Origin of the sequence: Nocardioides sp. Soil796 (assembly GCF_001429525.1) — a bacterium.
GTDB lineage: Bacteria > Actinomycetota > Actinomycetes > Propionibacteriales > Nocardioidaceae > Nocardioides.
Genome location: NZ_LMSQ01000018.1, coordinates 914,886 through 941,759, shown reverse-complemented (window position 1 = coordinate 941,759; position 26,874 = coordinate 914,886). Strand labels below are relative to the sequence as shown.

Sequence of the window (26,874 nt, the reverse complement as noted above, 5' to 3'; positions counted from 1 at the left end):
TTTAGTCCCGCCGGAAGGCTGCACGTGCCCGACACCCTGAGCCCGTTGACCGTGAAGGCGAAGGCGACAGCGACGCTGGTCCGCACCGACATCCAGGCCCTCCGAGCACTGGCCGTCAGCCTGGTCTTCCTGTTCCACCTCTGGCCGAACCGGATGACCGGCGGCTTCGTCGGCGTCGACGTCTTCTTCGTGATCTCGGGCTTCCTGATCACCTCGCACCTGCTGGCGCACCCGCCGACCGGTGCCAAGGACCTGCTGGGCTTCTGGGCGCGTCGCATCCAGCGGCTGCTGCCGGCGTCGCTGCTCGTGCTGGCGCTCTCCGTGGTGGGCAGCCGGATGTTCGCGCCCGAGACCGAGTGGGGGAGCACCGCGGCCCAGATCAAGGCCGCGACCCTCTACTACGTCAACTGGAACCTCGCCTCCAGCTCGGTCGACTACCTCGCGGCCGAGGCTGCCCCGTCGCCGGTGCAGCACTACTGGTCGCTCTCGATCGAGGAGCAGTTCTACCTCGGCTGGCCGATCCTGCTCCTGCTGCTCTTCGTGCTGGCGCGGGTCCTCAGGCGCCCGGCGACCCGGGTCGTCGTACCCGGTCTGGCCCTCGCCGTGGCCGCCTCGCTGGTCTACTCGATCACCGAGACCGCCTCGAACCCGGCCGCCGCCTACTTCGTCACCCCCACCCGCATCTGGGAGCTCGGGCTCGGCGGCGTGCTGGCCGGCCTGCTGTCGCGGCGCGCGTTCGGCCGCGACGTCGACCACGAGCACGTGCTGATCCCCGAGGCGGCCCGCTCCGCGGTCGCCTGGCTCGGCTTCGGCGCGATCGCACTGACCGCGTTCACCTACACCGGCAGTACGCCGTTCCCGGGTTGGCAGGCCCTGTTGCCGGTGCTCGGCACGGTGGCCGTCATTGCCGTGGACGCACCGTTGAAGCGGCACTCGCCCGGACCGATCCTGGCGTGGAAGCCGATCCAGTTCCTCGGGGACATCTCCTACTCGGTCTATCTCTGGCACTGGCCGATGGTCGTGCTGGTGCCGCAGGCGACCGGCCACCCGCTCACCCTCGAGAACAAGCTGGCGATCATCGTCGTCACCCTCGTGCTCGCCACCCTGACGAAGTACTTCATCGAGGACGTCTTCCGGCAGGCCCGGTTCCGCAAGCCGCTGTTCAAGCCGTTCCTGGCGATGGTGCTCGCAATGGCACTGGTCTGGGGCGCCGCCCACACGCTCGACCGCTACTTCGAGAAGCAGCAGGACCAGGCCCGCCAGGCACTCTCCGACGCCAAGGGCAGCGACGACCCCTGCTTCGGAGCGGCCTCGCTCGCCGACGGGTCACAGTGCCCGCGCATCACCGAGGGTCCGGTCGTTCCCGCGCCGAACCTGGCCATCGACGACAAGTCCGACGCCTACCGCGACGGTTGTTGGGAGTGGATCCCGTTCGACGGCCTCAAGACGTGTGAGTACGGCGACGAGGCGTCCGACGTACACATCGCGCTGGTGGGCAACTCGCACGCCGGGCACTGGCTTCCCGCGCTGCAGGTGGTCGCCGAGAAGCAGGGCTGGCACATCACCACGATCCTCGCCTCGGAGTGCACCGCGACCCGCACCAAGGTCGAGTTCAAGACCGACGAGGAGTCCGAGGGCTGCCTCGACTGGGGCCAGCGGGTGCTCGACACGACCGCGAAGGGCGACTTCGACGTCGTGGTCACCTCCGAGCGCAACGGTCGCAAGCCCGTGGACGCCGAGGACGGCAACGAGCAGGAGCTGTGGGAGCAGGGCTACCGCGACTACCTCTCCGACTGGATCGCCCAGGGCCAGCGCGTCGTGGTCATCCACGACACCCCGCTGCCCGGCTCCACTGACGTGAACGGCCCGGAGTGCACGGCCGAGCACGAGGACGGCCTGGGTGCCTGCACCGGCCTCCGCAAGGACTGGGTGCCGAACGACGCCCTCGCCAACGCGGCCGAGGACATCGACGACCCGATGGTCTCCGTCGTCGACCTGACCGACCGGATCTGCGGCCCGAAGTACTGCGACGTCGCCGTCGGTGGGGTCGCGGTCTACTTCGACGCCTCGCACATCACCGCGACGTACTCCGAGACGCTCGGCCCGTTCCTCGGCCGTGACCTCGTGCCGATGGTCGAGAAGTCCCTCAACAAGAAGCGCTGACCCAGCACTCCCCTCGAACCGTGGATTCTTGATGCGCGAACCGTGCGTTCTTGCGCGTCGAACACCGGATTCTTGGTGGAACCAGCGAGATCGCGTTCAGCGGTAGCCCAGGGCTGTCCTGACCCCTTCGCCGAGCCTTCCGCTACCGCTGAACGCGAAAGGCGGCGCTGCGTTCACCAAGAACCCGGTGCTCGCGCATCAAGAATGCACGGTTCGCGACAGGCGGAGGACGAGCTGGCGGGTTCGGCGTACGAGCACGACGACGCTGATGTGGCCGGAGGCCAGGTCGTCGGAGGCCGGGTCGCCGGCGGTCAGCGCCACGGGCAGGCGCTGCCAGAGGTCAGGCGCCACGGTGAGGGAGTCCGGGGTGCCGAGGAGCAGGTCGCCGTCGGGGAGCGAGGCCAGTCCGAAGCCGATCCGGGTGACGTCGCCACCGGGCTCGTCGTGCGCCGGCTCGACGTCGCCTCCGGGCTCGAGGTCCGCCTGCTCGACGTACGTCGGCTCCAGGTCGGTGGTCTGGTGCCGCAGCGGGGCCGGGCGTCGGCCGTCCGGTGTTTCCATGGTCAGCACGAGCGTCCCGTCGGTCAGCTCGACGTCGCGGAGAACCGCGTCAGCGACCTCGTCACCGGTACCCGCGTTGTCGGGGTTGACGGTGAGGTGGAGGCCGAGCGCACCGGAGAGCGCGGGGGTGACGGAGCCGGAGCCGACGTCGACCGGCCGCAGGTGGTGACCGGCAGATCCCTCGACCGCCGTGTGCACGGTGCCCTCGCGGACGACGCCCTGCTGCGAGACCTTCAGGTGCAGGACCCAGGTCGTGTCCGGGTCCGTGCCGAGCTCGGTGGCGGGCACGTCGACCTGGAACGCCGCGTGGTCGTAGCTGGCGTTGAGGTGACTGGTCCAGACGTTCGCCGCCGGGTCGGCGTACTGCTCCACCGACAGCGGGACCGTGCGGCCGCTCGACGGGTCGTGCAGCCAGGCCTGCGTCTGCGGGGCCTCGTGGGAGCAGTCCAGGGCACGGATCGCCGCGAAACCCGAGATGCGCACGGTGCCGGGGGCCGGTGAGTGCACCGACCTGACGGCGGCGATCAGCCCGGTCTCCTGCTCCGACATCTGCCAGAGCTCGTCGGGGACGTCGGCCAGGCTGGGCTCGCGGACCGCGAGGACGAGCCCGTCACGCACCTCCGTGCGGGGCAGGCGTCCCCGGGTTTCGATCCGCTCGTCGACCGCGGCCAGGTCGCTCCAGCGCCCCTGCGCGCACAGCCACCCACGCAGACGGTTCACCTGGGGCACGGCCAGCCACGTCTCCGTCGAGGCGCGGTCCAGGAACGTGCGGTACGTCGCGCTCAGCACGTTGCGGTACATGTCGTTCCCCACCAGCCCGTGTGCGAGGAACGGCGGGAAGTCGACGCTCAGGCAGCGGCCCACCCACGCGGCGTACACCGCCGGCGGGGCCTCGGCGAGGAGCAGCTCGCTGGCCTCCTCCTTCACCGCGATCCGGTCGAGGAGGTTCTCGAGGTTCGCCTTCTGCTGCCCGGTGGAGGTGTTGTCCTCGCGGACCCGCCAGTTGTAGGTGACGTTGGTCAGCAGGTCGAAGCGCTCCGCCCGGACGTACGCCGCCAACCCGGGCACGTGGTCCTCGTAGGCGATGTGGCCGCGGTACGCCGGCACCCGATCGACCCAGAACGCAGTCCGCACCACCCGGTTGCAGGCGATGATGTCCTGCATCGCGACCGGCGTCTCCTCGATCGTGGTGCCGAGCCGGTCGACGAGGTGCGCATCGCGGAAGGCGACGCCCAGGTTCTTCCCGGCGGCGACCCGTCGGGCGGCCCCGACCACGAAGTCGGACCCTGTCTCTCGCAGCACGCCGACCATGTGGGCGTACGCGCGCGGCGGCACGGTGTCGTCGGCGTCGCAGAACGTGAGGAACTCACCGCGGGCCTGGGCGACGGCCACGTTGCGGGCGACGCCCTGCCCGGAGTTGGCCTGCGTGATCACCCGCAGCCGTGGGTCACGACGGGCGCGGTCACGCAGGATGTCGGGGGAGGAGTCCGTGGAACCGTCGTCGACGGCGATGACCTCGAGCTCGGACAGCGTCTGGCCCAGCACGCTGTCGAGGCACTCGGGCAGGTACGCCGCCACGTTGTAGACCGGGATGACGACCGTCAGGACCGGGTTGCTCGCGGCCAGGCGTCGGCGTACGGCCCGGCGCACCTTGCCGGGAGCCGCGCGCACTCCTTCGGCGGCCACGCTCAGCGGGCTTCGCCGTGGGAGGGGAGCAACATCGGAGCCTTTCGCGAAGTTCGGGGCGCCGGAGGTGATCCGGCCGCCGCGACCGCACTCTAACAGCGGCGCTACGACGCATCAGGGAGTGCAGAGGCGGTCGACCCGACGCCTGCTCGGGTGTCGGCCAACGCAACCCGGGGAGGCGCCTCCGACGAAGCGGGAGGCGTCTCTGGCAAGGTGGGTCAATTCGAAGAGCAGGGCCGAGCCATCACGCAGAGCAGACTGGAGAACGCATGCCGGACCGGGACGCCGGACTGACCGGGGAAGTACGACGACGGGCCGGGGCGGTCGCACGGCGGGTGCGGACCCGGCTTCGCGAGGCCCGTCCGAACGCAGGCGCTCCACAGGTCCTCGGTGTCGTCGAACGAGTCGGTCGCAAGCAGCTCGCCGGATGGATCTCGGTGCCGGTCGGCACCCCGCCGACGCCGGTGACGCTGCACGTCGGCCACGTGCAGCTCTCGTCGACGTACCCCACCGCGGGCGGATCGATGGACGGCATTGCGGTCTCGTGGAGCGACGAGGGTCGCGCCGAGGACCAGGTGCCGGTGAAGCGGGGGGTGGCGGCGGGACCGCGTGAGGGCCGGCGCAACTCACCGGACGAGATCCGCACGTTCTCGTTCCAGATCCAGGGCGTCTGGGCCTTCATGCAACGCAGACACCAGCTCACCGTGCGCTACCTCGACCAAGCGCTTCCGATCGTCGGCCACGGCACCTACCTCTCCCCGCGCAGCAACGGCGACCTGACCCCCGACGACCTCGCAGAGCGGGTCGCCGACGGGCACGTGCTCACCCAGTTCGGCCACATCACGCTGTCGAAGAAGGTCGACACCGAGTGGCAGGCGGCGATGATGGGGCTCTACCGGCGCACCGCCGAGGTCGTCGGCGAGCGGTTCGGCCACGACGTGTTCGCGATGTACGGCACGCTTCTCGGCGCCGTGCGTGAAGGCGGCTACATCGGCCACGACGCAGACTTCGACTGCGCCTACGTCTCGGGTCACACCACCGGACCAGAAGCGGCGGCCGAGCTGGTCGAGATCGCCCTCGCACTGCTCGAGGCCGGGCTCCACGTCGACCTGCGCCACCGCATGCTGCACATCCACGACCCCGACCAGCGCCGCCTGCGCATCGACCTGTTTCACCTCTTCTTCGACAACGACGAGCGGCTGCGCTGCCCGTGGGGCGTGGCCGGCACGAGCACCCTCATGCGCAGCGACTGGACGGGGACGAAGTCCGTCGACTTCCCCGGCGGACGGGTGCTGGTGCCGGCCAACGCCGAGCAGATGGTCGAGCACGTGTACGGCGACGACTGGCGGCTGCCCAAGCCCGGCTTCAACTGGACCCTGAGCCGCACCGACGTGGCCGACGACGCCACGCTGAGCGACGCCCAGCGCTCCCGCGTCTACTGGGCCGCGTTCTACGCCCGCAACAGCTTCGCCGACGGCTCGACCTTCTTCGACCTGGTCTCCGGCCGACCCGACCTGCCCGGCACCGTCGTCGACATCGGCTGCGGTGACGGCCGTGACTCACGGGCGTTCGGAGCCGCCGGCCGACGGGTCGTGGGCCTGGACCAGTCCGCGGTGGCCATCGACCACGCCACCCACGGGGCCACGGAGGCGGGCCTGGAGCGGGTGGCGTTCGAGGTGTGCGACGTGGCCGTGCCCGGCGCCCTCCAGGCCAGCCTCGAAGAGGTCATCGCAGGCGCTGAGGGCCCGGTCGCGTTCTACCTCCGCTTCTTCCTGCATGCCGTCCACGAGCAGGTGCAGGACGTCGTCCTCGACGCGATCGCCTCCACTGCGCGCCCGGGCGACCTGTTCGCCGCCGAGTTCCGCACCGACAAGGACGAGGCGAACGCCAAGATCCACGGCAACCACTACCGCCGGTTCCAGTCCGCCGAGACGTTCCGCAGCTCCCTCGAGGAGCGCCACGGCTTCGAGGTGCTCTACGACATCGAAGGCACCGGGCTGTCGCCGTACCGCAACGAGGACCCGGTGCTCTACCGGGTGATCGCGCGCCGTGGGTCGGCCTGACGAAGCGTCGTCAGCCCCGGCTGCTCCACTCGATGCGCTGGGGGCCGTCGGTCGTGACGACGGCGCCGCCGCACGCCTCGACGAGTGCGTCGAGCGCGACGTCGGCCGACAGGTCGCGAGTGCCGTCGGGGATCGCCGGCAGGTCGCCGGGCGCGCGCAGGGTGCCCGCCTCGGGCCGGTCGTCGAGCTGGTGCCCGTGCTCGACCGCGATCGCCTCGCCGGACTCCAGGCACCGCAGTACGTCGCGCCAAGCCGCCTCACGGGTGGTGCCGATCTCGGCGCGCGCGAAGTCGGCCTCGAGCGGCCAGTACGACTCCTGCCACTCGCGCAGCGTCGGCGGAACCCCGGGGTCGGAGAGCAGCAGGCCGAGTGACTCCTGGCCGGAGATCGGGTCGACGTGCACGATGCGCGGGCGGCCGTCGTCATCGGCCTGTACGACGTGGGTCGGCACGTGGGAGAGCCAGTCGACGGCCACCACGATGCCGTGGAACCCGGTGGGGAGGTCGGGTCGGAGCGAGACGCCGGGAAGCAGCCCGGAGAGCGAGGGGGCCAGCGTGCCGGCCGCTCCGAGCAGGGCGACGGACGAGTGCTGGCGCAGTCGGGGCAGCAGGAAGTCCACGAGCTCGTCGCGGTCGCGTTCCAGCGCCACCGGCTGGGTGCGCAGGTAGCCGTCGGGGCCGTAGAGCGCGGAGTCCCAGGCCTGTTTCCACGTCGGTTGGGCGGTCCGGGGAGGCAACGCGGGCATGCCGAGACTGGTGGTGCTCATGGTCAAGGAGGTTACGCGGGCTGTGATCCATCCCACCGACCGGCTTGTTCCCAGCCGGAAACGATCGGCGTAGCCTCGTTGTTGCAATCAACTGAAGGCACACCGTCTGGTACCCACACCGGCCAGCCCCTCGCACGAGGAGCAGGAAATCGGAGGGACTGGAACGAAAGGCTTGCAGCACATGTCTGAACCGCTCCGTATCGGCGTGGTCGGCGCAGGACGCGTCGGCGCCGTACTCGCATCCGCGCTCCGCACCGCGGGCCACGAGATCGTGGCCGTCGCCGGTGAGTCCGACGCCTCCCGCAGCCGCATCGACGCGCTGCTGCCCGGTGTCGTCGTCGACAAGCCGAGCGCCGTGGCCCGGGCCTGCGACGTCCTCCTGCTCACCGTGCCCGACGACATGCTCGACAACGTCGTGCAGATGCTGTCCGCCAGCGGTTCCCTGCGCGACGGCCAGTTCGTCGTCCACACCTCCGGCCGGCACGGCCTCGAGGTGCTGGCTCCGGCCACCGCCCTCGGCGCCCGCGCCGTGGCCCTGCACCCCGCGATGACCTTCACCGGCACGGAGCTCGACCTCGACCGGTTGCACGACATCGTGTTCGGCGTGACCGCCGGTCCGGCCGAACGCCGCTTCACCGAGTCCCTGGTCGCCGACCTCGGCGGCCGCCCGATGTGGGTGCCGGAGGACAAGCGGATCCTCTACCACGCCGGTCTCGCCCACGGTGCCAACCACCTCGTCACCCTCGTCGCCGAGGCGATGGAGATGCTGGTCGCCGCCGGTGGCGACGACCCGGCCGGCACCCTCCGCCCGCTCCTCGAGGCGGCCCTCGACAACGCGCTCAACCACGGCGACGCTGCGCTGACCGGCCCGATCGTGCGCGGTGACGTCAACACCGTCCGTGCACACCTCGTCGACCTCGCGGTCTCGGCGCCGCAGACCGTGCCGTCGTACGTCGCGATGGCCCGCGCCACGCTGTCCCGCGCGGTCTCCGACGGCCGCCTGCTGCCGATCCGTGCAGCCACGCTCACCCGCGTCCTCGACGGCGCCGTCGCGACCACGCTCCCGGTCGCCGGAGTCGTCCGGCGATGACCTCCACCCCCGTTCTCGCGAGCACCCGCGAGGAGCTCCTCGGCCTGCTCGCCGACGCCCGCGGCGCCGGCAAGCGGGTCGGCTTCGTGCCCACCATGGGTGCGCTCCACGTCGGGCACGCCTCCCTCATGGAGGCGGCCCGGGCCGAGGTCGGCGACGGCCCCGTCGTCGTCTCGATCTTCGTCAACCCGCTCCAGTTCGGCGCCGGGGAAGACCTCGACCGCTACCCCCGCACCCTCGACGCCGACCTGGCGCTGTGCGGCGAGCACGGTGTCGACATCGTGTTCGCGCCGGCCGTCGACGAGGTCTACCCCGGCTCGGTCGACGGTGTCGTCGAGCCGCAGGTGACCCTCGACCCGGGGCCGCTCGGCTCGATCCTCGAAGGCGCCACGCGGCCCGGCCACTTCCGCGGCGTGCTGATCGTGGTCGCCAAGCTCTTCGGCCTGGTCCGCCCCGACGTGGCGGTCTTCGGGCAGAAGGACTACCAGCAGCTCGCCCTGATCCGTCGCATGGTCGACGACCTCTGCATGGGCATCGAGGTGGTCGGCGGCGAGACCGTCCGCGAGCCCGACGGCCTGGCCCTGAGCTCGCGCAACCGCTACCTCGAGCCGGCCGACCGCGAGCACGCGGTCGCCCTGTCCCGCACACTCCTGCGGGCCCGCGAGAACGCGATGTACGGCGCCGACTCGGCCCTGGCCGCGGCCCGCGCCGAGCTGCGCGCCTCCGACGGCGTCGACCTCGACTACCTCGTGATCACCGGAACCGACCTGGGCCCGGCCCCCGCACACGGTGAGGCCCGGGTGATCATCGCCGCCCGCGTGGGCAGCACCCGCCTGATCGACAACATGCCCGTCCACCTGGGCACCGCCGACCACCCGGAGCCGTCCGCGGCTCTCCGAACTCCGTAACCAACAAGGGAGACAGCACATGCTGCGCACCATGATGAAGAGCAAGATCCACCGCGCGACCGTCACCCAGGCGGACCTGCACTACGTCGGGTCGGTCACGGTCGACGAAGACCTCCTCGACGCCGCCGACCTGCTCTCCGGCGAGCTGGTCCACATCGTCGACGTCACCAACGGCGCCCGCCTCGAGACCTACACGATCGCGGGAGAGCGTGGCTCGGGCGTCATCGGCATCAACGGTGCCGCAGCCCGCCTCGTGCACCCGGGTGACGTGGTGATCCTGATCGGCTACGGCCAGATGGACACCGCCGAGGCCAAGGAGTACAAGCCGTCGGTGGTCTTCGTCGACGCCGACAACAAGGTCCTGGCCACCGGGTTCGACCCGGCCGAGGCGCCCGAGGGGTCCGGCCTGCTGCGCGGCGACGTCACGGCCAGCCGCTAACCTGCCCGAATGGCCCTCCTCGAGAACGCCGGACTGGCGGGACGCCTCAGTGCCCCCGAGCCCGGTTGGACCACGCGCTCAGACGTCGTGGTCATCGGCTCCGGCATCGCCGGGCTCACCGCTGCCCTGCGCATCCATGCCGCCCTCCGGGAGAGGCCCGACGACGACGGTGCCACGGTCCTCGTGGTCACCAAGGACGTCCTCAACGCCGGCTCCACACAGTGGGCCCAGGGCGGCATCGCCGCCGCGCTCGGCCCGGGCGACACCCCCGAGCAGCACGAGCGCGACACCCTCGTGGCCGGCGCCGGGGCCTGCGACACCGACGCCGTACGCGTCCTGGTCACCGAGGGGCCCGATGCGGTGCGCGAGCTGATCGCCCTCGGCACCAACTTCGACCACCACGACGGCGTGCTCTCGCTGACCCGTGAGGGCGGCCACCACCGCGACCGCATCGCGCACGCCGGCGGGGACGCCACAGGTGCCGAGATCCAGCGCGCGTTGATCGCCGCGGTCGAGGCCGCCCCCGAGATCGAGGTCATCCAGCACGCGCTGGCCATCGACCTGATGCGCGCGGCCGACGGCGGCGTCGCCGGGGTGACCCTGCACGTGATCGGCGAAGGGCAGCGCAACGGCGTCGGCGCCGTGCGCTGCCGCGCGGTGGTGCTGGCCAGCGGCGGCCTGGGCCAGGTCTTCGCCCAGTCGACCAACCCGTCGGTCTCCACCGGCGACGGCATGGCGCTGGCCCTGCGCGGAGGAGCCGCGCTGCGCGACCTCGAGTTCGTGCAGTTCCACCCCACCGTGATGTACCTCGGCCCCGAGTCCCGCGGCCAGCAGCCGCTGATCTCCGAGGCGGTCCGGGGCGAGGGCGCGTTCCTGGTCGACTTCGAGGGCAACCGGTTCATGCAGGGGCAGCACGAGCTCGCCGACCTGGCGCCGCGCGACGTGGTGGCCAAGGCGATCACCCGCCGCATGCACGAGACCGGCAAGGCCCACATGTGGCTCGACGCCCGCCACCTCGGCGAAGAGTTCTGGGAGAAGCGCTTCCCGACGATCCTCGGGGTCTGCCGCTCCCACGGCGTCGACCCGATCAGCGAGCTGATCCCGGTGGCTCCCGCACACCACTTCGCCTCGGGCGGCGTGGCCACCGACCTGTTCGGTCGCTCCGACGTGGCCGGCCTCTACGCCACCGGCGAGGTCGCCTGCTCGGGCGTGCACGGCGCCAACCGGCTGGCCTCCAACTCGCTGCTCGAGGGCCTCGTGTTCTCGCGCCGCATCGCCGACGTACTGCCCGGCGAGCTGCGGCCGTGGGCGGACCCGGTCGACGACGACCGGGAGGCGCACGTCGCCTCGGCCGCCTGCCGCCCCGAGATGCAGACCCTGATGACCGAGTACGTCGGCGTGCTGCGCAGCGAGGACGGCGTCCGCAAGGCCCTCGCCGAGCTCCCGGCGCTGGCCGCCACGACCGGCGAGGAGGGGGTGGAGGCCTGGGAGGCGACCAACCTGCTGACCATCGCCACCGCCCTGGCGCAGGCCGCACTCGGCCGCCGCGAGACCCGCGGGTCGCACTGGCGCGAGGACTTCCCCGAGCGCGACGAGGCGTGGTCCGGCCACTTCGACGCCCACCTCGTCGGTGACGACCTCGACGTCACGTTCCACCCGGCGCCCTCGACCGACCCGTCCCACCCCGCCGAGCCGGCAGGAGCCCGCCCATGAGTGCCGTCGACCGCATCGTCGCCCTGCCGTGTGACGACATGCCCGCCAACCTGGCCGTCGAGCTCGGTGAGGCGGGCCTCGAGGCTCGGGCGATCCACCGCGCGGTCGTCGCGGCCCTCGCCGAGGACCTCCCCGGCGACGACGTGACCAGCTGGGCGACCATCCCCGCCGACCAGGTCGAGACCGCCGACTTCGTGGCCCGCGAGGACGGCACCGTGGCCGGCCTGGCCCTCGGGGAGCTGGTCTTCCGCTACGTGATGGGCAACGACATCACGGTCGAGCGGCCGGTCAGGGACGGCACCCGGGTCAGCAAGGGCGACGTGCTGCTCACCGTCACCGGCCCCACGGCGTTGCTGCTGACCGCCGAGCGCACCGCCCTGAACTTCACCTGCCACCTCTCCGGCGTCGCGTCGGCGACCGCCGACTGGGTGCGTGCGCTCGAGGGCACCGGCGCCCGGGTCCGCGACACCCGCAAGACCATTCCCGGCTGGCGTGACCTCGAGAAGTACGCCGTCCGCGCCGGCGGCGGGGTCAACCACCGGCACTCCCTCTCCGACATGGCACTGGTCAAGGACAACCACGTCGTGGCTGCCGGCGGGGTCGTCGAGGCCTACAACCTGATCCGGGCGCGCTACCCCAAGGTGCCGGTGCAGGTGGAGGTCGACTCGCTCGACCAGCTGCGCCAGCTGCTCGAGATCGGGGTCGACCGGATCCTGCTCGACAACATGGACCCGGCCACCCTGCGGGAGGCGGTCGCGCTGACCGCGGGCCGGGCCACCCTCGAGTCCTCCGGCGGGCTGACCCTCGAGGACGCCGCCGAGTACGGCGCCACCGGGGTCGACTTCCTGGCCGTCGGTGCGCTGACCCACTCCGCCAGGGTCATGGACATCGCGATGGACCTACGGCCGTGACGGTCCTGGCCGCCGACATCGGCAACAGCCACACCGTGCTCGGCCTCCTCGACGGCGGACAGGTCGCCGCCCACTGGCGGGTCTCCACCGACGAGCGCCGCACCTCCGACGAGTGGGCCGTCCTCGTGCGCGGCCTCGTCTCCGGCGCGATCGACGAGGCCGACCTGACCGGCATCGCGGTGTGCTCGACAGTGCCCGCCGTACTCCACGAATGGCGCGAGATGCTCACCGGCCACTACCCGACGGTGCCGGCCGTCGTGGTCGAGCCCGGCATCCGCACCGGGGTCCCGGTGCTGATGGACAACCCTCGCGAGGTCGGCGCCGACCGCATCATCAACGCCCTCGCCGCGGCACAGCTGTACGACGGCCCGACGGTGGTGGTCGACTTCGGCACGGCGACCACCTTCGACGTGATCAGCGCCAACGGTGAGTACGTCGGTGGCGCGATCGCGCCCGGCCTCGAGATCTCCCTGGAGGCGCTGGGCCGGCGTGGTGCACAGCTGCGCAAGGTCGAGATCCTGCGGCCGCGCACCGTGATCGCCAAGAACACCGTCGAGGCCCTGCAGTCGGGCATGCTCTACGGCTACTCCAGCATGGTCGACGGCCTGACCACCCGCATGATCGCCGAGCTCGGCGAGCCGAGCGAATCGGTGAACGTCGTGGCGACGGGCCACATGGCGCCGATCGTGCTCGACGAGTGCGGCACCCTGACCTCGTTCGCGCCGCACCTGACACTCATCGGTCTCGAAATCGTTTTCCACCGCAACACCCCGGCGTAGCGCCGGGTAGCCTCCGCCTATGCTTTCGGTCATGAGCGAGGAACTGTCACCGCCGGACGATGCGATGTTCCAAGCCATGCGTGAGGTGCCCGGGGCGGTCCTGCGCACCTACCTGGCACCCGAGGCCAAGGTGATGTTCGAGTCGCTGAACAAGAACGCGTGCACCAGTCTGAAGTGGATGATGGCGGACCTCGCCGGCGAGGACCTCTCCACCTTCAAGGCCGGCTGGAGCGGCTACATCGCGGACTCGGAGGCCGTGCACAACCGTGACCTGTGGCAGGTGTCTCCACGCCTGAGCCAGCTCACTCCCGAAGAGCGTGCCGAGATCCGTCCCGACAACGACTGGTTCATCTTCGCTGTCGTGCGAGACCCGAGGCTCCGATTGTTCTCCGCGTGGCAGAACAAGGTCCTGATGGAGAACCCGCACATCACGCAGTTCCGGAACCGGGACTGGTACCCCCGTCATCCGCTCACCCGCGAGAGCGTCATCGAGGACTTCGCAAAGTTCGTTGCCTTCTTCGAGAACGAGCCCCAGCACATTCTCCGTCGAGACCCCCACTTCCGTGGGCAGGTCGACATGCTGGTCGAGCACGCGATCCCCTACACCCGCGTCTATGAGATCAGCGAGTTCAAGCAGCTCACGAGTGATCTCTCCGAGCACCTGACGAAGGTCGGATACCAGGGCGAGGTGCATGTTCCACGGGCGAACCCGACGCCCCTGCGACCCATCGGGGCGCTCTTCGAGAACGGCATCCGCGAACGCATCGAAGAGCTGTATGCAGATGACTTCGACCGCTTCGGCCACCTCTGGGACTTCTCCCGCACGGAGGCCGCTGAGCCGTGGAGCGACAAGGATCTGGCCGCATGTGAGACCGAGTCGCAGCTCGGCCGGCGTATCGACGAGCTTCACCGACTCGCCCGCACCGAGCGCGCCGAGAACGACCAGTCCCGCAAGCGGATCGCCGCCCTCGAGGACGACGTCGCCCGGTTGTCGGTCAACCCGATCCGCAAGGCCGGAAGCCGGGCCCGGAGGTCGGCCGGCCGGGTCCGCAGGCGTCTGGCGAAAGCCCGCAGGGGCTGACGTCGGCCCGCATGCCTGGGTGGGCCCCGACTCCTAGGTCCTGTCCTGGCCGGCGGCCCGCTGGCGAAGTGCCTGGGTCACCGAACGCAGTGGGCTCGACGCGACGACATCGACGGCCAGGCCGCCACTCTTCAGGGTGACCGCCTCCGCGACGACCTGCCTGAGCCCCTTGCCCACGGTGTGGGTGCCGAGACCGGTGGGCGCCGGAACCGCGAACCTCTCGTGGTGCGGGGGCTGCCCGGCCCGTATGCGGACGATCCATCTTCCGGGCTCGAGGTCGCCGACCGGGATCCGTCCGCTGAACTGCCCGGCGGCGAGTGACACCTCGCGCTCGACCGACTCCTTGTCCTTCCGGGCGATCAGGCTCAGGGGCGCATCGAGATCGAGATCGAGGCGGCCCTCGACCACCAGGTCCCCGGCCTGCCAGGAGACGCGCCAGTCGCGGAGCATCTTGCCGACGCGGTGCTTGCGTTGCCCGACGTCGAGCTTGAGGCGCCGGTCGGGACTGAGGTACGACGCGACGGTCCAGCCGTCCGTGATCTCCCAGTGCAGGAACGGCTCGTCACCGGTGACCGCGTCCTCGCCCAACCGAGTCTGTTGCTCCCGGGTGAGGCCCTCGTGGCTCAGTTGCGTGTGGACGTCCCAGATCGCATCATGCAGCCGATCGCCGCCGAGCGCGAGCGTGTCGAGGTCGGCCCGGAACGTGTCGCCGTCGCCACGTCGAGCAGTCACCAGGTGGTCGGTGCCGGGTTCGTCTCGACTGTGCAGACGCATGGTGACGGTTCCCACCGAGTCGGCGGGCGCCCGGTCCCAGGCTGCTTCGCCCTCCAGGTGCAGGGTCGCCCCGTTCCAAGAGACAGACGTCAGGTGCTGGCGGAAACCCAACCGCTCGGTGACGTCGTACACCTCGTCGGGGACACCGACGGCAGCGTCGCGGAAGTAGGGGAGAAGCGCGTGTGCCCGACCGTCGCTGATGCCGACCTTCCAGGACCTGTGCCGCACCGACTCGTCGGAGGCGGCGGTGACGAGCTCTTCACGAAGGTCTCGTCCGACCAGGTGGTAGAGGAGCCGCATGTCCGGGCTGAGCCACTTCATGACGGAAGGAGTGAGGTGCTCCGCGACCAGGGCTGCGACCCGCACCAGCAACTCTCGTTGCTCGTTCGGATCGAGCTCCGGCAGGGCGAGCACGACGCGCTGCAACTCGAGCTGGAAGTGGCGGGCCAACAGGCGGCCCCGTTTGTCGGGGTCGGGAACCTCGCGGACCAGGAGGGCACACATCGACTCGATGACGTCGACCCGGCTGGCGGCCTTCCCGGAGTAGGTGATGTTGCCGCCGTCATCACGAAGGACGACCCAGTAGTACTCGTAGTCCGCGAGGAGGCTGATCTTCGTGGCGCGCAGGTAGGCGAGCACCGCGAACGGCTGGTCGCTGAGCACCGGGAACTCGGTGGGGAACCTGATCTTGTGCTCCTCCACCATGCTCCGCCGGTAGAGCTTCAGGACCGAGATGGACCAGTAGGCCTGTGAGGTGAAGAGGTCGGCGTCCAGGTCCGTCCTGCGGAAGGCCGATGCGCCCACGCCACGCTCGGAGTCACTGGCCAGGCTGCCCGCGACGACGTCGGATCCTTGCTCGTCGGCGACGGTGACCAGGCGTTCCAGAGCCTCGACGCCGAGGTAGTCGTCAGCGTCGACGAAGTAGACGTAACGCCCGGTGGCGATGTCCAACCCACGGTTGCGCGGGCCCGCGGGGCCGCCGGAGGCGGGGTGGTGCTCGACCCGGTAGAGCCCGTCGTGGGCGAGTGCTCGCCGGTCGGCCTCCTCCGCTGTCCCGTCGGTGGAGCCGTCGTCGATGACGATGATCTCCATCCGGTCGGTGCCGATGGTCTGCGCTTCCAGTGAGTCCAGGCAACGATGGAACCAGGGCAATGCGTTGTACGCCGGGATGATCACACTGACATCGGGCACCGTCATGAACACCTCACTGCGGGATGGAGCAGCAAGGGTAGCCGTCTGGCGCCCCCGCGAGCGGGCGGGATCAGAGCAATTCCACCTGCGGTCCGGCACACCGGTTCCGGGTGTCGAGGACGTAGGTCTCCGAGGCCGACAACAGGTCGTAGTCGAACTGGTCGTGGTCGGTGAGCAGCACGGCTGCGTCGGCCCACGCCAGGCTGTCGGCGTCCAGGGCGGCCCGCACGACGCCCCGGGGCATCAGGCTGTCCTCGGTGAACGGCTCTGCGACGCGCACGTCGGCTCCCAGTGCCTGCAGCTGCTCGAGCACCGTGAGTGCGGGGGACTCGCGGATGTCGCCGACGTTCTTCTTGTAGGCGAGCCCGAGGACGAGCACCTTGGCGCCGTTGACCGCGAGCCGACGTCTGTTCAGGCCGGCCTGCAGCCGGGACACGACGTAGTCGGGCATGTGGTCGTTGATGTCGTTGGCCGCTGCGATCATGCGGATGTCGCCCCGCGAGGTCTGGCGCACCTGCCACAGGAGGTAGGAGGGGTCGATCGGCAGGCAGTGCCCGCCGACGCCCGGCCCGGGAGTGAACCTCATGAAGCCGAAGGGCTTGCTGTCGGCCGCGTCGATGGCCTCCCAGACGTCGACGCCGAGGTCTCTCGAGACCGTGGCGATCTCGTTGACCAGTGCGATGTTCACGTGCCGGAACGTGTTCTCCAGGAGCTTGGTCATCTCGGCCGTGCGGGTGCTCGACACCGGGACGGTCTGCTCGACGAACAGGTCGTAGAACTGCTGCACCCTGGACAGGGACTCGTCGTCGACACCGGAGACGACCTTGGGCGTGTTGGTCAGGCCGAAGGTCGGGTTGCCCGGGTCGATGCGTTCGGGGCTGTAGCCGAGGAAGAAGTCCTTGCCGGCGGTCAGGCCGCTGCCGGCTTCCAGGATCGGCAGCAGCAACTGGTCGGTGGTCCCGGGGTAGGTCGTCGACTCGAGGATGATCGTGGCACCGGGAGTGATGTGGGGCGCAATCGCGCGGCCGGACTCCTCGACGTAGGTCAGGTCGGGTGCTCCCTGGCGCAGCGGCGTCGGGACCGTGATCACGCAGACGTCGAACGCGGTGATCCCGGTCCAGTCGCTGGTCGCGGTGTAGCGACCGGTGGTGAGCGCGTCGTTCAACTCTTCGGAACTGACGTCCTCGATGAACGAGTCGCCTGCACGCAGGCGCTCGACACGAGCGATGTCGGTGTCGATCCCGATCACGGTGCAGCCCGCACGCACTGCGCCCATCGACACGGGAAGTCCGACGTACCCCTGGCCGACGACGGCCACTGTGGTCATCTTGATGCCCTCCTGTGCCGTGGTCATCGGGATCCGTCCGTGTCGCGCCTGCGTTCGATCCTCGCCAGCCAGATGCCGCGGAGCACGGCGACGTGCTCGTCGGCGCTGGCCGGCAGCTGGGCGACGCGTTCGAACGTCTCGTCGTCGACGGTGCCGCGGAGTGCGTCGAGCAGGTCGTGGTCGCGGCAGGCCACCTCCGCGGGAGGGCCGGGGTCGGTGCGTTCGCCCGTCTTGCGCGGCACCAGTTTCCGCCATCCGGTGGGCGAGGGTCGTGCCGGCGGGTTCGCGACTGCGTCGAACGCCTTGCTGAGCCGGTCGAGCTCGGTGCGGACACGCTCCGCGGACGCGTCGGCGATCTCGTCGACCTTCGTCATCAGGTCGGGGGCCAGGTCATCGCGCAGAGCCAGTCGGTGCAGCTCACCGAGGAACCGGTGGTAGTAGTCCATCGTGTAGTGCACCTCGAAGGGCCCCCACGGGTGCTCCTTGAAGGAGGTGTACGACTCGCCGCCGAGGTCGATGCTGTCCCAGCCGTACGACGTGCTGGCGTACTTGTTGAGGCGGGCCCAGAAGTCGTTGCCGCGGACGTGCGTGAGCCTGACCTCCTTGTTGACCGGGTGCAGCCGTCCCGGGATCGGCAGGTGGGGCCGCATCACCTCGGTGGCGTTGAAGCCGCAGTGCACGATGACCCGGGTGGTGGGGCAGTGCTCGGTGACGAACGCAGCGAAGCGGTCCATCGCCTCGGTCCACAGCTCGAAGTAGGCATCGGCGTCCGCCTGCCAGCTCAGCACCTCGGTGCGCTCGTCGTCGATGAGCCGCTGGTAGAGGTCTGTCTTGTGGATCCGCCACCGGTTGTTGGTCACGAAACGGCCATCGGCCATGCGTAGCACGCCGAAGTGCACGTCACCGAAGAAGTCGAGGATCAGGATCTCCGGCGGATTCTCCGCAATGAGGCCCAGGATCTCGCGATTGAGGTCTGAGGCGACGTTCCACAGGCCGTACGGCTTCATCGGCTCGAGTGGTTCCCAGGGCTCGTCCACCGGCGGTGACATCAGGGCGATCATCGAGCTCTGGTTGGTGGTCGCCCCGACCTCGAACCACTGCTTGTAGTCAGCGTTGAACCGGGAGTTGAAGTTGTCGCGCGTGATGCAGCTGCCCATCACCACCACGACACGGGGGTCGCTCATGGTCGGACCACCGTCGCGGGCATCTGTGGCGTCGGCTCCGCTGGGAGCCTCGACCGGTTGCCCTCGGTGAGCTTCACGTGGGCCACGACCCGCTCGCAACACTTGCCGTCACGCTCCTGGAAGCTGGCGTCGATGCGGGCCTGGTACGCCGGCAGGGGGTCCGGGCCGTGGTCGAGGGCCTGGATGGTGGCGGCCACCGCCGAGTCCTTGTCCTCCTCGACGGGACCGAAGCCGTCACGGGGGTACTCGAAGTAGCCGGCCCGTCCGACGTGGCCACCGCCGAGCACCGTGTCGGCGTCGAACTGGAAGTAGACGACCGGGCGCTGCAGGTAGGCGGCATTGAACGCGATCGAGGAGAAGTCGGTGACCACGGCGCGGGCACGGGCGAACAGCTCCTGAGGGTCACCGCCCTCGTAGGACAGCGGGAGCACGTGGTCGGGCAGGTGCATCATCGGCAGCAGCGGCTGGAGGTTGGGGTGCGGCAGGAACCCGAGCTTCAGTCCGTGTCGCCGGCACGCCTCGGCCAGCGTGTCGTCGCAGATGTAGGACATCCACTGCTGCACGAAGTCGGACTCGAGCAGCGAGCTGTCCAGCTCGCGACGCTGGCTGCCCTTGATCACCGGCGGCAGCAGTCCGTTTCGCCACGTCGGGGTGACCAGCAGCAGATCGCGCTTGTCCGGGGGGAACCGCAGGCCGACCTCGCGCAGCCGGTCGAAGCGCGGCAGTCCGGTCAGGGCGACCTCGCGGGTGGTGAAGACGTACGGCGTGTGGTCGCCGGCGATCGAGGCCATCTCCTGGCGAGTGCTGACCACGAAGGTGTCCATCTCCTTGGGGTCCAGCCACGAGGAGATGTCGTCCTTGATCACGCCGTGCTGCAGGAAGTGGAAGCGCCAGTTGCGGGGCGTGAACTCGGTGATCTCGGCCGGCGCCACGACTGCGGCGTCCGCGTGGGAGGACAAGAGGTGCTTCGCGTGGGCGAGCAGGAGGCGCCACTGCAGCGAGCCGTAGGCGACCAGGCGGTCTCCGTGGCCCTCCTTGCGGAACCGCTCCCACTCCTTGCCGCCCTTCTCGAGGACGAACCAGGCGTTGATCTCGGGATGGTTGGCACGCAGGTACCGGAACAGGATCTCGCCGCTGTCGGCCGCGTCATGCACCCGGTCCATCAGCACCCAGGCGTCGGCGTACTTCTTGCGGACCTGCGGCGTCCGCATCAGTCTCTGGGCGATCTTGCCCTGCCTGGACTCGGGCTTCTTGATCTGCAGGTGCTTCGGGACCCGGCTGCGGGCGCGCTGGGACAGCGGGCTGCCGAACCAGCGGATCTGCCCGGGCGGTGCGACCCGTGTCGGTCCGTACGGACGTTCGTAGACGATGTCGACAGCGGCGCCGTCGAGGTCGAGCTGCAGGGACCTGTTGGCGGGCAGCCACACCGAACGCTCGTGCATCAGTGTGCGACCGTAGAACTCGAGGTCGCGGACCTTGGCGTGCAGCGGCTCGATCGGCTCACCGTTGGCACGCCACACCTCGGTCGGCAGGTCCCCGGTGTAGAAGTACGACGCCTTGACGATCACCTGGTCCACGTCGAACTTCTTGAGGTGGACGAACGGGTCGTGCCACGGCTGCTCCTCGTAGCCGTGCGCGAGGACCAGTCGGGTCTGCCCGGGCACCGTCGGCGGGACGTAGCGCAACGCCTCGTCGACGTCGATCTGCCCGAGGATCTCGGCGGCCACGGCGTGGAACTCATCCGTGATGGGGCCCCCCTGTGGGCGGCCGGTGGAAGCCGCGTGGGAGTCGGTCGCCTTGAAGTACCAGTGCAGCTCGTAGAGGAGGAAGGACTCCAACCAGCGCGGAACCCGGCCGTGCAGCTCTCGCGCGCGTTCGACCAGGTCGAGGTAGCCGAGCTTCGGGACGACGTTGTAGCGGCCGGGGTGTGCCTGCGCGGTCTGCAGGGTGGAGCTGTCGTCGGCGCGCTTGCGGTAGTGGTAGCGGGCAGCGTCGAGGAACCCGACCCGCGGCTGGTCGAAGCTGAGCAGGTAGCGCGAGTTGAAGTGACCGTCCTCGAAGTTCGGCCGGATCCGGCCGTCGAACTCGAGTCCGAGGTCACGGATCCGGTCGAGCCTGAAGAACGTCGCAGGCGAGCTGCCGTGGAACCGCTCGGGGTTCAGGGACAGATCGACGTAGGGGTTGGCGTGGAACATCGAGCGCAGCGGGTGCCGGTCGGTGACCTTGTCCTCGGCCTCGTTCCAGATCAGCCGGTGCGTGGCCGCCATGTGGGCATCGGGGTGCGCCTCGATGAAGTCCGCCACCACCTGGAGGTACTTGTCGTTGACGGTGTCGTCAGGGTCGGGGAAGGTGATCCATTCGCCGTGGGCGGCCTTGATGCCGGTGTTGCGAGCGGCTCCCTGGCCGGCGTTCTCCTGGGTGATGACCCGCACGGTCTTCGGATGCCTGTTCGCCCACTCGGCGAGGAGACGCGGCGACTCGTCCGTGGACCCGTCGTCGATCATCAGGATCTCCACGTCGTCGAGGCCGTGGGTCTGGCGCTCGATCGAGGCGATGAAATCGGGCAGGTAGGGCGCGACGTTGTAGACGGCACTCACGATCGAGAAGAGGGGACGCGCCTCATTGCTCATAGGTGCAGGGTTCCTTCCGGGTCTGATCTGTGGTGCGTCTGGCGAACTCGTCGTACGGCGGCTGGGAAATCACCCTAGGGCGTGACGCGGGGCCGATCCCAACCGCTGGCCTCAGGCCTTGCGCCGGACGCGCGGGTCGAGGCGACGGCGGAGGCCGGCCCTGACCCGCGCGTTCAGGACCTTCATCAGCTCACGCGTGCTCATGTCTTCGACCTGGCGCTTCTTGCGACCGTGCTTGCGGGGCTTGCGAGCGAGCTGGGCCTCCCGGAGAGCCTCCTCCCGGCCGTGGGCATCGGCCTGTTCCATGCCCTTGAGGGCCGAGGTGATGGCGCCGGAGATTCCCTGGACCGCGATGGAGATGGGGATCTGGTCGAACTCCGGAGTCTCGCCGGTGGCCGGGAGCCGACGCAGGTTCTCGAGGTCGCCACTGACGGCGACGCCGGATGCCCTGAGGCGTTCGATGATGCAGTCTGCTTCGACCCGGGCCTGCTCGACAGCCCAGGGAGGCAGTGCGCTCTTGGGTTCATCCGAGTCGGGCCGGCGCTCCTTGAGGATGCGGGCCACCATCCCGTAGCGGATCATCAGCGAGAACTGGGTCCAGGTCAGCCGGTCGCGGTTCTCCTCGATGACCTGCCGCAACAGTTCGGCTTCCGGGGCGGTCAACCCTCGGTTGCTGAAAGCGGGAGTGCGGGTCGAGAGGAACTGGGGCGGAAGGTCGAGGAGCTGTTCGAAAGTGGCGGGCAGCAGTGCCCGGTCCGCCTCGTCGATCACCACGACCCGAATTCGGTCGACGGGGAGAACCTCGCTCCAGCGCTCGACCAGGGTCGCGGTGTCGGCCCACGACCAGAAGCCTCGCGACACCACCGCAGGGCTCGGCCGCTTGAACCCCTTGTCCAGCCACGCGGACAGGTGCCCGGCCTTGCCGTCCCTCAGAACCTGTTGCCAGGTCGACAAAGCGATCGAACCGGGATTTCGGGCGGCGATGAGGACGTGGAGTCTCTCGGGGTCGAGATCCGCGACCGCGCGGGAGATCTCCGCGGGCTCGGACTGCGCGAAGAACTCGCTGCTGACCACCACCCGCCCGGGCGTGTTCCTGACCTTGCGGGCGAAGTTCTCCCATTGCTTCTCGCTCGGGACTTCTTCGGTGTCGTTGGTCCAGCCCGCTGGGTGCTGACGAAGGGCGCGAGCATGACCGTGGTGGGCACCATGGCGTCCCGGATAGGTCACTGCGTGCTCCAGAAGGTCCTCGCGCGCGGCGGCAAGGATGCCCTGGATCGCGGTGGTGCCGGTCTTGTGCGGGCCGATGTGCAGCAGGACGGCGTCTTCGGGGAGCGGCGGAGTGGGCTGGGACATGCGCTCAAACTACCCGGGGGCCCGGATCGTCACGGAATCCAGTGGGGCGAGGCGCCCGGAATACAGATCCGCAGAATTGTGAAGAATGCGCGATGGCATTTTCGGCGACAATTCCTTCGTGCCATGATGCCTTCGATCGAATTTCAATTCACGAGAAAGAGGAATTCATGGCGCAGAAGGTCAACATCATCCTTGTCGATGACATCGACGACAGCGAAGCCTCTGAAACGCTCACTTTCGGCCTCGACGGCGTGAACTACGAGATCGACCTAAATGAAGCGCACGCACAGCAATTGCGCGAAGCCCTCGCGACGTACGTCGGCCACGGTCGCCGGATCTCCGGTCGCCGCAAGTCCGGCAGCACCGTCGCCGCGTCCGGCACGAGCGCCGCCGAGGTGCGGGCCTGGGCCCGCGACAACGGGTACGACGTCCCCGAGCGCGGCCGCATCCCGTCCGACGTCCGCGCCGCCTACGAGGCCGCCAACTGACCTGGTGGCCCCTCGACCCGTCGTGATCTCACCCTGGAGGACCTGCTCACGCCGGGTCGAGCGGCATCCTGTTCGCTGAGAGCGGATTACTCGTTGGTCGGGAACACGTAGGGTGGAGCCAGACGTTGGTACCAATGTCCGCGCCCCTCCCGTCCCGGGGTGCTGGTACCTGAGTTTGAGGAGTGCGTACATGTTCGAGCGGTTCACAGACCGAGCCCGTCGGGTCGTCGTGCTTGCCCAGGAAGAGGCACGCATGCTCTCCCACAACTACATCGGGACCGAGCACATCCTGCTCGGCCTCATCCACGAGGGTGAGGGCGTCGCGGCAAAGGCGCTCGAGAGCCTCGACATCTCGCTGGAGGCAGTGCGCGCACAGGTCGAGGAGATCATCGGCCAGGGCCAGCAGGCCCCCAGTGGGCACATCCCCTTCACACCGCGCGCCAAGAAGGTGCTCGAGCTGTCGTTGCGCGAGGCGCTGCAGCTCGGCCACTCCTACATCGGCACCGAGCACATCCTGCTCGGCCTGATCCGTGAGGGCGAGGGCGTCGCCGCCCAGGTGCTGCAGAAGCTCGGCGCCGACCTCAACCGGGTCCGGCAGCAGGTCATCCAGCTGCTCTCCGGCTTCCAGGGCAAGGAGAGCGCGGCCGCTGGCGCGCCGTCCGGCAGCGGATCCGAGGCACCGTCGTCCTCGCTGGTCCTCGATCAGTTCGGTCGCAACCTGACCCAGCAGGCCCGCGAGGGCAAGCTCGACCCAGTCGTGGGTCGCGAGCAGGAGATCGAGCGCGTCATGCAGATCCTGTCGCGCCGCACGAAGAACAACCCCGTCCTGATCGGTGAGCCCGGCGTCGGCAAGACCACGATCGTCGAGGGCCTCGCCCAGGACATCGTCAAGGGCAACGTGCCCGAGACGCTCAAGGACAAGCACATCTACACCCTCGACCTGGGTGCCTTGGTGGCCGGTTCGCGCTACCGCGGTGACTTCGAGGAGCGCCTCAAGAAGGTGCTCAAGGAGATCCGCACCCGCGGCGACATCGTGCTGTTCATCGACGAGATCCACACCCTCGTCGGTGCCGGTGCGGCCGAGGGCGCCATCGACGCGGCCTCGATCCTGAAGCCGATGCTGGCCCGTGGCGAGCTGCAGACGATCGGTGCGACCACCCTCGACGAGTACCGCAAGTACCTCGAGAAGGACGCCGCCCTCGAGCGCCGCTTCCAGCCGATCCAGGTCAACGAGCCGTCGATCGCTCACACGATCGAGATGCTCAAGGGCCTGCGCGACCGCTACGAGGCGCACCACCGGGTGACCATCACCGACGAGGCGTTGGTCTCCGCGGCCACGCTCGCCGACCGCTACATCTCCGACCGGTTCCTCCCGGACAAGGCCATCGACCTGATCGACGAGGCCGGTTCCCGGTTGCGCATCCGCCGGATGACCGCCCCGCCGGACCTGCGCAAGTTCGACGAGCAGATCGCCGAGGTGCGCCAGCGCAAGGAAGGCGCCATCGACGGCCAGGACTTCGAGGCCGCTGCCGCCCTCCGCGACGAGGAGAAGCAGCTCATCCTGAAGAAGGCCGACCGCGAGAAGCAGTGGCGCGCCGGTGACATGGACGTCGTCGCCGAGGTCGACGAGGAGCTCATCGCCGAGGTCCTCGCCGTCGCCACCGGCATCCCGATCGTGAAGCTCTCCGAGGAGGAGTCGACCCGACTGCTCAAGATGGAGGACGAGCTGCACAAGCGCGTCATCGGCCAGGAAGAGGCCGTCAAGGCTCTCTCCCGGGCGATCCGCCGTACCCGTGCCGGCCTGAAGGACCCGAAGCGTCCCGGTGGCTCGTTCATCTTCGCCGGTCCGTCCGGTGTCGGTAAGACGTGGCTGTCCAAGACGCTGGCCGAGTTCCTGTTCGGCGACGAGGACGCGCTGATCCAGCTCGACATGTCGGAGTTCTCCGAGAAGCACACGGTCTCGCGACTGTTCGGTTCGCCTCCCGGCTACGTCGGCTACGAAGAGGGTGGCCAGCTCACCGAGAAGGTGCGCCGCAAGCCGTTCTCCGTGGTGCTCTTCGACGAGGTCGAGAAGGCCCACCCCGACATCTTCAACTCGCTGTTGCAGATCCTCGAGGAAGGTCGCCTGACCGACTCGCAGGGCCGGGTGGTCGACTTCAAGAACACCGTCATCATCATGACCACCAACCTCGGCACCCGCGACATCTCGAAGGGGGTGAGCCTGGGCTTCGGCAACGCGTCCGACACCCAGGGCACCTACGACAAGATGAAGGCGAAGGTCACCGAGGAGCTCAAGCAGCACTTCCGGCCCGAGTTCCTCAACCGTGTCGACGAGATCGTGGTCTTCCCGCCGCTGTCGCAGGAGCAGATCGTCTCGATGGTCGACAACATGGTGGCCTCGGTCGAGCTGCGCATGAAGGACCGCGACATGTCCCTCGAGCTCACCCAGAACGCGAAGAACCTGCTCGCCGAGCGTGGCTTCGACCCGGTGCTGGGTGCGCGACCGTTGCGCCGCACGATCCAGCGCGAGATCGAGGACGTCCTCGCCGAGAAGATGTTGTTCGGCGAGGTCGGCCCCGGCCAGATCGTGCTGGTCGACGTCGAGGGCGAAGGCCCCACGGCCACGTTCACGTTCAAGGGCCAGAAGGTGGGCGCGCTGCCCGACAGCCTGCCGCTGGAGCCGGTCGACGTGGTCTCCGGCGACGTGCTCAGCGAGACCCCCGAGGGTCCCGACGACACCGAGGGCCCGGTCGACGTGCCCCGCGCCGAGGACTGAGCTCTCACCGACAGTCCCCAACGTCTGGCGCCCTCACTGAGGGAAGGCAGGAGCCAGACGTTGGGGACTGTCGGGCATTTCAGGGGAGGGCGAAGTGGTCGGGCTCGACCCGGACCAGCAGGCCGTCGGCGACCAGGCTGGCCAGCGCCCGGTCGCGCTGCGGCTCGTCGCTCCACACCGCGTCGAGCCGGTGCCGGGGTACGGCGCTCTCGCTGTCACGCACCACGCCCAGCAGCCGGCCTCGCACCTGGCGGTCGGTGCCCGCATAGGTCTGGGTCCGTCGCGCCGGTCCGTCGTACGCCGGGCGCCCCGCGGCCACCCACGCGCAGCGGTCGCTGACCGGACAACGACCGCAGGCCGGGTTGCTCGCCGTACAGACCAGGGCGCCGAGCTCCATCGTGGCGACCGCCCAGGTGGCGGCCGTGGGGGCGTCGTCGGGCAGCAGTGACGTGGCCAGGTCGCGCTCCGCCTTCGTGACCGAGGGAGCGGGGAACTCGACACCGCTGGCCGCCCGGGCCAGCACGCGACGCACGTTCGTGTCGAGCACGACGTGCCGCTGGCCGTGGGCGAACGACGCGATCGCGGCGGCGGTGTAGTCGCCGACACCGGGCAGTGCGAGCAGGTCGTCGTGCGCGGTGGGGACCTCGCCGTCGTGCAGGTCGCGGATCGCCGTGGCCGCGGCGTGCAGCCGCAGGGCGCGACGCGGATAGCCGAGCCGGCCCCAGGCGCGCACTGCCTCGCCGGCGTCGTCGTCGGCCAGGTCGGAGGGTGTCGGCCACCGCTGCATCCACGCCTCGTGCATCGGCAGCACCCGCGCCACCGGCGTCTGCTGCAGCATGAACTCCGAGACCATCACCGACCAGGCGCTGGCGCCGTTGCCACGCCACGGCAGCTCGCGCGCGTGCTCGTCGTACCACTCCAGCAGTGGGTCATGGAGGTCGCTCACGGGCGCATGCTACGTCTCGGGGGCGCGGCGTCGAGTGTTGCTCCC

General features: G+C 69.6%; 19 protein-coding genes. 11 read left to right on the top strand and 8 right to left on the bottom strand.

Translation table 11 applies throughout. The features are described 5' to 3' along the window. The first annotated feature begins 24 nt into the window (after positions 1-24). Positions 25-2,163 (top strand): acyltransferase family protein, encoded by a 2,139-nt coding sequence (locus tag ASH02_RS15880; RefSeq protein ID WP_057295053.1) that lies wholly within the window; start codon positions 25-27, stop codon positions 2,161-2,163. A 198-nt stretch (positions 2,164-2,361) separates the two neighbouring features. Here ASH02_RS15880 and ASH02_RS15875 read toward each other — a convergent pair whose 3' ends face one another. Continuing rightward, positions 2,362-4,410: a glycosyltransferase family 2 protein gene (locus tag ASH02_RS15875; RefSeq protein ID WP_057295052.1), complete on the bottom strand. Its 2,049-nt coding sequence runs from the start codon at positions 4,408-4,410 to the stop codon at positions 2,362-2,364. 269 nt (positions 4,411-4,679) lie between these two features. Between ASH02_RS15875 and ASH02_RS15870 the strand changes: the two genes are divergently transcribed. Beyond that, positions 4,680-6,473 carry a class I SAM-dependent methyltransferase gene (locus ASH02_RS15870; protein WP_057295051.1) on the top strand — a complete coding sequence of 598 codons (1,794 nt, stop codon included), beginning with the start codon at positions 4,680-4,682 and terminating at the stop codon, positions 6,471-6,473. Between the two features lie 10 nt (positions 6,474-6,483). On the opposite strand, the gene ASH02_RS15865 is transcribed toward ASH02_RS15870, so the two are convergent. After that, positions 6,484-7,239, bottom strand: coding sequence for an SAM-dependent methyltransferase (locus ASH02_RS15865; RefSeq protein WP_056688766.1), 756 nt, complete (start codon positions 7,237-7,239; stop codon positions 6,484-6,486). Positions 7,240-7,420: 181 nt separating this feature from the next. Between ASH02_RS15865 and ASH02_RS15860 the strand changes: the two genes are divergently transcribed. The 7 genes from ASH02_RS15860 to ASH02_RS15830 are packed head-to-tail and all read left to right on the top strand — an operon-like array spanning position 7,421 to position 14,160. Beyond that, positions 7,421-8,329 carry a Rossmann-like and DUF2520 domain-containing protein gene (locus ASH02_RS15860; RefSeq protein WP_056688763.1) on the top strand — a complete coding sequence of 303 codons (909 nt, stop codon included), beginning with the start codon at positions 7,421-7,423 and terminating at the stop codon, positions 8,327-8,329. After that, entirely contained in the window at positions 8,326-9,237 is a 912-nt protein-coding gene (panC, locus tag ASH02_RS15855; RefSeq protein ID WP_056688761.1) for a pantoate--beta-alanine ligase, read from the top strand. The genes ASH02_RS15860 and panC overlap by 4 nt, the downstream gene beginning before the upstream one ends. Before the next feature lie 19 nt (positions 9,238-9,256). Beyond that, positions 9,257-9,676 carry an aspartate 1-decarboxylase gene (gene panD / locus ASH02_RS15850; RefSeq protein WP_056688758.1) on the top strand — a complete coding sequence of 140 codons (420 nt, stop codon included), beginning with the start codon at positions 9,257-9,259 and terminating at the stop codon, positions 9,674-9,676. Between the two features lie 9 nt (positions 9,677-9,685). After that, positions 9,686-11,389, top strand: a complete 1,704-nt coding sequence (locus tag ASH02_RS15845; RefSeq protein ID WP_056688755.1) for an L-aspartate oxidase — start codon at positions 9,686-9,688, stop codon at positions 11,387-11,389. Further along, positions 11,386-12,300, top strand: a complete 915-nt coding sequence (nadC, locus tag ASH02_RS15840; RefSeq protein WP_082564162.1) for a carboxylating nicotinate-nucleotide diphosphorylase — start codon at positions 11,386-11,388, stop codon at positions 12,298-12,300. Before ASH02_RS15845 ends, nadC begins: the two co-directional genes overlap by 4 nt. Continuing rightward, positions 12,297-13,079, top strand: coding sequence for a type III pantothenate kinase (locus tag ASH02_RS15835; protein ID WP_056688752.1), 783 nt, complete (start codon positions 12,297-12,299; stop codon positions 13,077-13,079). The genes nadC and ASH02_RS15835 overlap by 4 nt, the downstream gene beginning before the upstream one ends. 31 nt (positions 13,080-13,110) lie before the next feature. Continuing rightward, positions 13,111-14,160, top strand: coding sequence for a sulfotransferase family 2 domain-containing protein (locus ASH02_RS15830; RefSeq protein ID WP_162251056.1), 1,050 nt, complete (start codon positions 13,111-13,113; stop codon positions 14,158-14,160). Between the two features lie 33 nt (positions 14,161-14,193). On the opposite strand, the gene ASH02_RS15825 is transcribed toward ASH02_RS15830, so the two are convergent. From ASH02_RS15825 to ASH02_RS15805, 5 genes are all read right to left on the bottom strand, one after another. Next, on the bottom strand, positions 14,194-16,131 hold the full coding sequence (locus ASH02_RS15825; protein ID WP_057295050.1) for a glycosyltransferase family A protein: 1,938 nt from the start codon (positions 16,129-16,131) through the stop codon (positions 14,194-14,196). Positions 16,132-16,195: 64 nt separating this feature from the next. Further along, complete coding sequence (locus ASH02_RS15820; protein WP_200951250.1) at positions 16,196-17,479, bottom strand: nucleotide sugar dehydrogenase; 1,284 nt, start codon at positions 17,477-17,479, stop codon at positions 16,196-16,198. After that, the gene (locus ASH02_RS15815; protein ID WP_057295049.1) at positions 17,476-18,636 is read right to left on the bottom strand and encodes a DUF6270 domain-containing protein; all 1,161 of its coding nucleotides are present in this window, start codon (positions 18,634-18,636) and stop codon (positions 17,476-17,478) included. The genes ASH02_RS15820 and ASH02_RS15815 overlap by 4 nt, the downstream gene beginning before the upstream one ends. Then, complete coding sequence (locus tag ASH02_RS15810) at positions 18,633-21,266, bottom strand: bifunctional glycosyltransferase/CDP-glycerol:glycerophosphate glycerophosphotransferase (protein WP_057295048.1); 2,634 nt, start codon at positions 21,264-21,266, stop codon at positions 18,633-18,635. The genes ASH02_RS15815 and ASH02_RS15810 overlap by 4 nt, the downstream gene beginning before the upstream one ends. Positions 21,267-21,377: 111 nt before the next feature. Next, a complete protein-coding gene (locus tag ASH02_RS15805; protein WP_057295047.1) occupies positions 21,378-22,619 on the bottom strand; it encodes a sulfotransferase family protein in 1,242 nt (413 codons plus the stop codon). A 92-nt stretch (positions 22,620-22,711) separates the two neighbouring features. On the opposite strand from ASH02_RS15805, the gene ASH02_RS15800 reads away from it, so the two are divergent. Both ASH02_RS15800 and ASH02_RS15795 read left to right on the top strand, forming a co-directional pair. Further along, positions 22,712-23,107 (top strand): histone-like nucleoid-structuring protein Lsr2, encoded by a 396-nt coding sequence (locus ASH02_RS15800; RefSeq protein ID WP_442938410.1) that lies wholly within the window; start codon positions 22,712-22,714, stop codon positions 23,105-23,107. 190 nt (positions 23,108-23,297) lie between these two features. Next, on the top strand, positions 23,298-25,883 hold the full coding sequence (locus ASH02_RS15795; RefSeq protein ID WP_056688731.1) for an ATP-dependent Clp protease ATP-binding subunit: 2,586 nt from the start codon (positions 23,298-23,300) through the stop codon (positions 25,881-25,883). A gap of 79 nt (positions 25,884-25,962) precedes the next feature. Here ASH02_RS15795 and ASH02_RS15790 read toward each other — a convergent pair whose 3' ends face one another. After that, positions 25,963-26,829, bottom strand: a complete 867-nt coding sequence (locus ASH02_RS15790) for an A/G-specific adenine glycosylase (protein WP_057295045.1) — start codon at positions 26,827-26,829, stop codon at positions 25,963-25,965. Between the last annotated feature and the right edge of the window lie 45 nt (positions 26,830-26,874).